This window comes from Sagittula sp., assembly GCF_052825245.1.
In genome coordinates this window covers 84044-92584 of record NZ_JBRBWD010000017.1, presented here as the reverse complement: position 1 = coordinate 92584, position 8541 = coordinate 84044, and the positions used below count along the sequence as shown (strand labels likewise).

Below are 8541 nucleotides of genomic sequence, written 5' to 3'. Positions count from 1 at the left end.
GCGGTGCTTCTTCGGGCGCCGCAGTAACTATAGAGGCGGACAAAATCATGAAACTCTACAACGCGAATTTCTCGCCCAATGCGCTGCGTGTGCGGGCGGTGGCACACGAACTGGGCGTGGACCTCGAAATCGTCCAGGTCGGGGTCACTGCATAAAAGTGCCAATATTGTCCGGCTCGCGCGAACTTTCCAAGAACATCTGCGTTTTCAACCGGGTTTCTGGTCCTTGAGAGCGTTGTAGAGGCTGGTTTTGCTGATTTTGAGGCGGGCAGCGGCCTCGCGGACCGTCAATCCATCGCTGATATGAGCTCTGGCCTGCTCCAGCTTTTTGGGGGTGACGACAGGCTTGCGCCCGCCTTTTCTGCCGCGCGTTGCGGCGGCCTTCAATCCGGCCTGTGTGCGCTCGACAATGAGGTCACGCTCAAACTGGGCAAGCGCGCCGAACAGATGGAAGACCAAGGTGCCGCCGGTGGTGGTTGTGTCCACGCCCTCGGTCAGGGATTTAAAGCCAACGCCACGGTCTCCGAGGTCTGTCACTGTCTCCACCAGGTGCTTCATGGACCGGCCCAGGCGGTCGAGTTTCCAGACCACAAGTGCGTCGCCCCTGCGCAGAAAGGCCAGAGCTTCATTGAGGCCAGGGCGGTCTGCTTTGGCGCCGGAGATAACATCCTCAAAAACGGTTTCGCAGCCCGCAGCCTTTAGCGCATCCACTTGCTGTTCCAGCTTTTGTTCAGCGGTCGAGACCCGCGCATATCCAATCAGTGCCATGAAGACAGCCTTGTCCGTTTTCCCGTCCTTAAATCAACTTGTCCACCTTCCCGTTGTCAAGCCATATTGGCGGACGGAACCGAGAGTTCCGCCAAACGAGCGTTTCACGGACATGCATGTGAGAAGGGTATTTCATGGCGCGGCGAAAAATATTGACGGCAAGTTTTTGGTCTCGACTGATGGCGCCGCCCTTGGAGGATCGAGAGGTTGCGATGTATTGCACGCTCACCCCGGACGAGATCGAGGCTGTCGCCAGAAAGCGAACCGCGGCCGCCCGTCTGGGCTATGCCGTGTCATTGGCTTACTTGCGCCATCCCGGGCGGGTTCGTGAGGTTGGAGAGCAGCCCAACGACGTTATGCTGGCCTTCCTCGCAGATCAGGTTGATGCCAGTGCTTCCGATCTGGCGGTCTATGATCGACGCCCGCAGACGCGACGCGAACATATCGCGCAAATCATGGCCCGGTTCGGATATCAGGCCTTCACAAGATCCCTCGTGCGGGAACTTGTTCATTGGCTGACACCATCTGCCGGAGAAGATTCGCGGGCTGAGCCTTTAGCGATTTCACTGATCGAAGAACTGAGGCGGCGGCGTATCTTGATTCCGGCGCGCCGTACCGTTGAACTGATTGTCAGGCATGCGATCCGGCGCGCGGAAAATGTCAGGATTTCTGCTCTGACCGGGGACCTGCACCCGGATCACCACACTGCCCTGCGCGCTTTGATTGCACCACCTGAATCGGGCGAGGTGTCGACGCTGAGTTGGCTGAAAGCGGCACCCAAATCAGCGTCCGCCAAGTCCATCAAGGCCGTTCTTGATCGCCTGATGGTGGTTCGAGCGATCGGCCTGCCCGCCAGTTTGCGTCAGAACATCTCGACATCGGCTCTCGACAGTCTGGCCGGGGAAGGTTTGCGGATCACGGTGCAAAACCTGCGGCGTATGGCACAGCCACGGTTGTGGGCGCTTTTGTCGGCCGCCTGTTTGCGGCTGGAAGAACAGCTCACCGACCTTGCACTGGATATGTTCGATAAATTGCTGGGCCGAAGCTTTCGAAAGGCCGAACAACAAAGTTCTGACAAAGCATCCCAACTCCTGATGGACATCATCCGCCCCTTGCAGTCTCTCAAAGCCTTCTGCCGTGAGGCCCTGACGGCCCGCCTGCAAACAGGCGATCTCAACGGGATGCTGGACACGGCCAATTGGGATGAGATCGAAAATGCGACATCCGCAATTGAAACGGCCCTGGGAGACGGAAAGCCCGATAAATACTCCGAGCTCATCGGAAAATATCAGACGGCCCGTCAGTTTGCGCCTCTGATCATAAAGGGCTTCTCCTTCAAAGGTGCGGCCAACGCCGCCAGTCTTCTGCGCGCAGTAGATCTTTTGCGCGTGATGTTTGAGGCAAACAAACGCAGCCTGCCCGACAACCCGCCAACCGGGTTCATCCGGAAGGCCTGGCGTCCATTTGTCTTCCCGGCGCCGAGGGAGGTCAACCGGCGCGCATACGAGCTGTGCGTCTACTTCGAACTGCGTGATCGTCTTCGGGCAGGGGATGTCTGGGTTGAAGGAAGCCGGCAGCGCCGCAACTTCGATGATCGTCTCATTCCCAAGGCCACGTTCGAGATCTTGCGTACCGATGGATCATTGCCGATCGCCGCTGCGACGGATGCAGAAACCTATCTTGTAGAACGGCAACAGCAGATCGAGGAGGCCATAACCAGTGTCGCGGCCCGGGCCGAAGCGGGGACGCTGCCGGATGCCGCCATTCAGGGTGGCACCCTGAGCATCACCCCGGTCAAAGACGAAACGCCCGAAGCCGCCACGGCCATGAGCCGTCTGGTTTACGGGCAATTGCCACAAATCAAGATCCCCGACCTGCTGACGGAAGTGAACGCCTGGACCGGTTTTGCGGATTGCTTCACCCACTATTGCTCGGGCAGACCGGCGGAAGATCAAAAGGCGCTGTTTGCCGCTGTCCTTGCCGACGGGGTCAATCTGAGTGTGTCTCGCATGGCGGCAGCAACTCACAATCTGTCCGCCCGGCAAATCGCGTGGGCGCACGACTGGCATTTGCGCGAAGAGACCTATTCCGCGGCCTTGGCATGCTTGATCGACATGCACCGCGAACTCCCTCTGGCCAAACTCTGGGGGGATGGCGTGACGTCTTCCTCAGATGGGCAGTTCTTCCGGGCCGGTGGCCGTGGCGAGGCTTCGGCAGACATCAACGCGAAATACGGGCGCACCCCGGGTCTCAAGTTCTACACCCACATCTCCGACCAGTTCAGCCCGTTCCACTCGACCGTCATCACCGCCACAGAAAGCGAAGCACCCTTCGTTTTGGATGGTCTGCTTCGCCACCAATCGGGTGTCGCAATCGAAGAGCATCATGTGGACACTGGCGGCGCGACGGATCACGTCTTTGCATTGTGTTACCTTTTGGGATTCCGCTTCGCGCCGCTGTCGCGTAGCCCTTAATTCCGAGACATGACGCTTTGAACGTCAAATTTTGCCCTTAAATACGATATTGCAGCGCCTTCGAGCGGAGTTTCCGCATCTTTCCATAGAGTATCTGGCCGAACCCTGTTTCAGGTTTAAGGGCAAAATATCGGAATTAAAGACATAATCTCATGTTTAAAGGCAAAGGGTGGCCGTTGATTTCGTTGGATTTCTCATCTCACAATTAAGGGCTACGCGACAACAGCGGTCTCACGCACTTCGGCCCTAGGTCCGGGCGGCAGATAATGCGGCTCCTCTTCCATCGGACCGGGCAGGAACCACAGGTCGTCCTCAGAAGTCTCTTCAAGCTCCTCCGCATCCTCAAGAGGATCATCAAAAATATTATACTTTATACATGCTTGAGGCTCCATATGTGCAAAATATGGCATTTTTGCATTTTACCCAAGGGTTTTGTCAGGGTGCGCCTGCACACTTTATATATCACGTGCGCGCAATGGTCTGCGAGAGCTCGCTGATCGCGCTCAGCGTAAGGGAACCAAGGGCTTTGGACTGAACAGCCCCACAGAGCCGGCACTTGCATTCGCTTACAAACGGTCGTTTATTGACGATACAGAAAACTGTAAAAAGCGTGTTTTGATGCCCCTGATAGGTTACGCTAGGGTCTCGACCGAGGATCAGACCCCCCTGCCCCAGTCGCAGGCCCTGAAATCTGCGGGTTGCGCCGAAATCCACGAAGAACAGGCCTCGGGCGGCAATCGTGCGCGACCGGTGCTTGCGCGGGTGCTTGAACGGATCAGCAAGGGCGACACGCTGGTCGTCGTTCGGATCGACCGCCTCGCGCGATCCCTCTCGCATCTGCTGGAGGTGATCGAGCGGCTGGAGGCGAAGGGAGCGTTCTTCCGCTCGCTGACCGATCCGATTGATACGTCCTCTCCGCAGGGCAAGTTCACCCTGCAGGTCCTCGGCGCCGCGGCCGAGTTCGAGCGCGCCCTGATCCGCGAACGCACCAAGGCCGGCCTGGCCAGCGCACGGACCAAAGGCCGGGTTGGCGGCAATCCGGGCCTGCGCGCGCGGGATCCGGCGGCGCTGCGCAAGGTGAGGCTGGCCCGAAAGGACGGCTATATGGAGCGTCTGAACGAGACGGCACAGGACTGGGTGCCCCACGTCCGCCGCCTGCGGCCCGACTTGGCTTGGGAAGACGTGGTGCGCATCATCAACGGCCCCTTGCCCGAGGCGCGTCGCTGGACTCAAAGCCGTCTCTTGCGCGCTGTGAAGGCCTATGTCCGCGACGGCTTCCTGCCCGAGACAGTTTTGGCCCGCGCCGGGCGCCGCGAAACCGACGACCGCCTGCCCGCCATTATTGCTGCCATCAAGGGCGCGGATCCCGACATCACACTTCAGGCGATCTGCACCCGGCTGGAAGCGATGCGCGAGCGCACGCCCCGCGGGCGAACAAGCTGGCAGCCTTCGTCGGTGAAGATGCTGCTGGAGCGGGCCGAGAGGCTGGGGTTGCTCGACTGAGATCCCCGAGAATCGTCCATCCGATTCTGCCGACTGATTTCTGTACGCACTCACAATACATCTTGTGGTCACTTCGTAGCTGGCAACGAGGTGTTGAAGTAGCGTGAGAGCGCAGTCGCCCAAGACGCTGATTTTTAACAGTTTACCGTCGACAGAAATGGGTGCCTTCAACGCCCCCAGGCCGCTCAACGGTTTGGTCTGGATTTATCCACAATATCTGTTAAGCTTTGCAAAACAATAAAGACTTGAGGGCAGTGATGAACGGGATACGGGCCTCCCAGAGATTTGAAGTCATGTCCAAGCGGCTTGGTAGTCGGTTGCGTGAACATGCGCAGGAAACCTTCCCACCGGACGCTCAGAAGGGTCTCCGCCGCTTCGCCATGCGGGAAGCGGCTGAACTTCTTCGCATTAATCAGAACACCTTCCGCCATCATGTGTCAAACCTCGAAGGCTTCCCCGAAGGTGTTCTGGAGGGCGGCAACCGCCGTAGCTTCTCTGCAGAGGAGATGGTCGAGGCACAACGCGTACTTCTCGAGACTGGAAGGATCAAGCCAGAAGAACACCCGCACAGAAGACCGGGAGAGGCTTGTCAGGTCTTGACGATTTTCAACCTGAAAGGTGGTTCGGCAAAGACGTCATCTGTTGCCCATGTAGGACAACTACTGGGTCTCCGCGGATACCGGGTCTTGCTGATCGACCTCGACAGCCAGGCAAGTCTGACGAACCTGTTCGGGGTAACTCCCGAGCTTGATCCGGATATGCCAACTTCATACGATCTTATCCGATCCGACGATCCATTGCCCGCAGCAGAGATCATTCGCAAAACGAACTTCCCGACCGTGGATCTGATCCCGGCATCCATGGACATCATGGAATACGAGTTTGAGGTCGCCTTGAGCTTCAGACACGGCGCCACCACGTTCCATAGCCGCATCCGGGAAGCACTTGAGCCCGTCCTCAACCGATATGATGTGGTGATATTTGACACCCCACCGCAGCTGAACTTCTCTGTGATCTCTGCCCTCTTTGCATCGACCGGGGTCCTGATCCCGCTCAACGCGTCGATGCTCGATGTCATGTCGCTGGCGAGCTTTCTGGGCATGGCTAGCAACCTGATGGGCGTCGTAGAGGCACACGCCCCGGAACATGGACTGAACTTCGTGCGAGTTCTGATCACCCGTTACGAAAATACGGATGGTCCGCAGGTGCAGATTTCATCTCTGCTTCGGACAGTCCTCGGGGATGCCGTATTGTCTGCCGAGTTTCTGAAATCAACAGCCGTGGGTGATGCTGCGAACACCCAGCAGAGCATCTTTGAGGTCGAACCTCGCGATGTGAACCGCAGAACTTACGAGCGCGCGATCGAGTCCGTCTCGCGCGTGACCGACGAAGTCGAACGCGAAATCCTGAAAGCATGGGGGCGTAGCCATGGCGCGTAAGGTCTTCGGGGACTCACTCAAGAACGCGATGGGCAAAACGCCGCCTTCGGACGAGGATCTGGATGTGAAGCGAACGAGCCCGACAGTAGCTCGCGCACAAGCATCTGTGCTCGAAGAGGATAAACACGCCACGCGGCTGATCGACCCGACCGCCATACGGATGTCCGCGGTCATGGACCGCATCGATCCAAGCGATGGTCTGGATGAGCTTGTCTCGTCGATCCGCGAGCACGGTCAAAAGGTTCCAGTGCTGGTTCGCCGAACCGAGGACGGTGCGCTTGAGATCGTCTATGGACGCCGTCGGCTTCTCGCTTGTCGCCAACTTGGTCAAAAAGTGCGCGCTACGGTCATGGAGATGACCGACGAGGAAGCTCTCATTGCCCAAGGCGTAGAGAATAATGCGCGCCAAGATCCATCGTTCATCGAAAGGGCTCTGTTTGTCGCCGGGATCATTCGAGAACTTGGGAAAACCGACGAAACGCGCAAGAACGCTCAAACGATCGCGTATCGGGCACTTCAGATCGATGAATCGCTCGTCTCGCGGATGAACCGTATCGCTACGGGCATCCCGATGGAACTAATCCAGGCTATCGGACCTGCACACGGCGTTGGTCGACGGGTTTGGGAAAAGCTTTTCAGGCTGTGCGAGAAAGACGTCGCGAGAGCCCGAGAAGTTGCCGGCGAAATCCCTCGCAACGTACCGGGCCCCGACCGTCTCGAAGCGGCGGTTACCTTGCTGACAGCGACCAAATCGTCGACGCAGAAGACACGTCCCAGTGAGCGCGTGAAGATCGGCCGAAAAGGCAACCGCATCACCATCGATGTGGACGCGGATCTTGTCCCTCGTGTTGAGGAGGCAGTCCGGAAGCTGGTCACAGAGCTTCTTGACCGCGGTCAAGACAGGCCAGAGTGACGACCCCGTGTCTTGACCGCGGTCAAGACATCAAAAGAAACGAGCAGAGAACGAAAGGAGGACCGGCTAGAAAAAGAAAGACCCCCCGAAAGCGATGCTTCCGAAGGGCCTCAATCAGTCTCGACACCTGATTGATACCCCCAAAACGAATCGATTTCAACACCGCTCGCGGTGAACGGGGAAGCTTTTTCTTCCGAAACACCATGAGACATGCAACTGAAACAACAACCGCCCTGGCGGAACGGACATCTTTGCCTTGCCCTAACCCCTACGAGCTTCTGGGCCCAGTTCGCGTACTGAGGAAGGAGCTCGGTCTCACAACCAATGACCTCGCCGTTCTGACCGCGCTCATTAGCTTCCTACCCCGCAACGAACGTGAGATTCAGGACAGCCAGCGACTTACGCTCACTGTCGTGTTCCCATCGAACGCTTCTCTCTCAGAGCGCGCCAATGGACTCGATGAGAGAACACTTCGACGCAGCCTGGGACGCCTCTCAGCTGCTGAACTGATCGAACGCAAGAACTCAGCAAATGGCAAACGCTTTCCGCTGAGGTATGGAGGCGTTATCAGAGATGCCTTCGGTATCGACCTGAAACCCTTGATACAGAGGTACGGCTCGCTCGCGACACAAGCCTTGCAACTCACCGAAGAACGCGAGCGCTTGCGCTCACTGAAGGCTGAGGCGTTGGCCCTACGTGCTTCGCTACTCCAACAGACACGCTTCGATGAAGCAAAGCTCTCAACCCTCAACATGATCAGAAATGTCCTGCGTCGAGCAACACTAACCGTTGATGCAGTCCTGAGCGTTATCTCGGAACTTAGAGCCCTCGGAGCCGATACCGACGCAAGCTACGGTGAACACCATGCCGCAGCAAAAGCTAGTTCCGAAGATAATTTACAAGCTATCGAACACCAACCTTATGCACCAGAATCCAACGATCTGCCCGCCACAAACGGACAAAATGTCCGGCACATAGAGTCTATAAAAAAAGATATTAAAAAGATTGCTCCCTCTACGGTCAATCGCAGCGAACAAACCGCAAAAACCAAACCGACGATGAACAGAGACCCAGCACGCATGGCATGGGAAGATTTCACCCATGTTGCAGGATTTTTCCCAGAACCGCCACGGACAGGAGAAGCCCTTACCCGCATTCTATACGACCTCGGTCGATTGCTTAGAATAAGCCAAGACGAACTTCGGTATGGCATCCAGAAAGCTGGCGCGGGAAAACTGCTTCTCGTCTTCGACTACCTGATAGCAAGAGCAGACACGATTAAACACCCTGACGCCTATTTCGAAAGGATCCTACGCACACAACTTGCTCCCACATGAACTTCTTGACCGCGGTCAAGAACGATCGTGAGAGGGAAAGGAGTGTTGGTTTGAGGATGACGGGAAGTGAGATCGGGAGAGTGGCTTCCGGCGCCCGTCGTGGAGAAG

At 57.3% G+C, this 8541-nt stretch carries 6 protein-coding genes; 5 read left to right on the top strand and 1 reads right to left on the bottom strand.

The features are described from left to right. Nucleotides 1–206: 206 nt before the first annotated feature. The gene (locus ACU0DV_RS06830) at nucleotides 207–767 is read right to left on the bottom strand and encodes a recombinase family protein (protein WP_446273533.1); all 561 of its coding nucleotides are present in this window, start codon (nucleotides 765–767) and stop codon (nucleotides 207–209) included. 134 nt (nucleotides 768–901) lie between these two features. Between ACU0DV_RS06830 and ACU0DV_RS06825 the strand changes: the two genes are divergently transcribed. The 5 genes from ACU0DV_RS06825 to ACU0DV_RS06805 all read left to right on the top strand — a co-directional run bounded on the left by ACU0DV_RS06825 (nucleotide 902) and on the right by ACU0DV_RS06805 (nucleotide 8433). Beyond that, nucleotides 902–3241 carry a Tn3 family transposase gene (locus ACU0DV_RS06825; RefSeq protein WP_446273532.1) on the top strand — a complete coding sequence of 780 codons (2340 nt, stop codon included), beginning with the start codon at nucleotides 902–904 and terminating at the stop codon, nucleotides 3239–3241. A 618-nt stretch (nucleotides 3242–3859) separates the two neighbouring features. Further along, nucleotides 3860–4744 carry a recombinase family protein gene (locus tag ACU0DV_RS06820; protein WP_446273531.1) on the top strand — a complete coding sequence of 295 codons (885 nt, stop codon included), beginning with the start codon at nucleotides 3860–3862 and terminating at the stop codon, nucleotides 4742–4744. A gap of 293 nt (nucleotides 4745–5037) precedes the next feature. Beyond that, on the top strand, nucleotides 5038–6183 hold the full coding sequence (gene repA / locus ACU0DV_RS06815) for a plasmid partitioning protein RepA (protein ID WP_161489483.1): 1146 nt from the start codon (nucleotides 5038–5040) through the stop codon (nucleotides 6181–6183). Then, entirely contained in the window at nucleotides 6173–7096 is a 924-nt protein-coding gene (locus ACU0DV_RS06810; RefSeq protein WP_067296451.1) for a ParB/RepB/Spo0J family partition protein, read from the top strand. The genes repA and ACU0DV_RS06810 overlap by 11 nt, the downstream gene beginning before the upstream one ends. A 203-nt stretch (nucleotides 7097–7299) precedes the next feature. Continuing rightward, complete coding sequence (locus ACU0DV_RS06805; protein WP_446273530.1) at nucleotides 7300–8433, top strand: helix-turn-helix domain-containing protein; 1134 nt, start codon at nucleotides 7300–7302, stop codon at nucleotides 8431–8433. The last annotated feature ends 108 nt before the right edge of the window (nucleotides 8434–8541 follow it).

Bases quoted from the DNA above. Each gene is read 5' to 3' on its own strand.
- ACU0DV_RS06820 (WP_446273531.1), top strand. From the start codon at position 3,860: ATGCCCCTGATAGGTTACGCTAGGGTCTCGACCGAGGATCAGACCCCC.
- ACU0DV_RS06810 (WP_067296451.1), top strand. From the start codon at position 6,173: ATGGCGCGTAAGGTCTTCGGGGACTCACTCAAGAACGCGATGGGCAAA.
- ACU0DV_RS06805 (WP_446273530.1), top strand. From the start codon at position 7,300: ATGAGACATGCAACTGAAACAACAACCGCCCTGGCGGAACGGACATCT.
- ACU0DV_RS06830 (WP_446273533.1), bottom strand. From the start codon at position 767: ATGGCACTGATTGGATATGCGCGGGTCTCGACCGCTGAACAAAAGCTG.
- repA (WP_161489483.1), top strand. From the start codon at position 5,038: ATGTCCAAGCGGCTTGGTAGTCGGTTGCGTGAACATGCGCAGGAAACC.
- ACU0DV_RS06825 (WP_446273532.1), top strand. From the start codon at position 902: ATGGCGCGGCGAAAAATATTGACGGCAAGTTTTTGGTCTCGACTGATG.